We start from the raw sequence: 561 nt of genomic DNA on the forward strand, positions 1-561 counted from the left end.
GCGTTGGCTCCGTCGTCGAGAAAGTGCCATTGCACCCGCGCAAGCCCCGGTACGCAATTGCGCGCCACGGCCAGCGCCCTCATGAAGGTCCGCGCGTGCGGCGTGTCGTGGGGGTCGAACAGTGCGCTGACCCCGACCCGCAGCCCCGGCACAGGTGACGCGAGCGGTGTCATGGCTGTATCCCCGCCAGACTGGCAGCGGGCATGTGTCGGCGTGGCGACAATGCCGACCAGCCGAGGCTCGGCCGGTCCTTTCCTGCCAGATTACTGCGCAGTTGCTCGAAAGCGATACCGGCAACACCAGGAGCAAACTTGAACCCCAGTCCCGACATGCCTGCGGCCAGATAAACCGGGCTGTACTCGGCGCAGAAACCCAGCAGCGGACGACCGTCGGCGCTGTAACTGTCGAAACCCGGCAGCACATCCAGCACACGTGGGTGGGTTGCCGAACCGCACAGCCGGGCAATGCGCTTGCAGGCGTCTTCGGCATGCCGCGCATCAGGCTGTGCCAGATGCTCTGGCCAGAGGCTGTTATCGCGACTGCCGCAGCCGGTCTGCACGA

Annotated in this window: 1 protein-coding gene and 1 pseudogene; both read right to left on the bottom strand. The window is 66.1% G+C overall.

Annotated features, from left to right (window positions below; all coding sequences use genetic code 11):
* A pseudogene (locus ALO43_RS16085) lies at positions 1-152 on the bottom strand (ABC transporter substrate-binding protein); the annotation flags it as partial.
* Between the two features lie 17 nt (positions 153-169).
* The coding region (locus ALO43_RS16090; RefSeq protein WP_157062309.1) for an FAD-dependent oxidoreductase at positions 170-561 on the bottom strand (392 nt) is incomplete at its 5' end.

It is taken from the genome of Pseudomonas tremae, assembly GCF_001401155.1.
Classification (GTDB): Bacteria; Pseudomonadota; Gammaproteobacteria; order Pseudomonadales; family Pseudomonadaceae; genus Aquipseudomonas; species Aquipseudomonas tremae.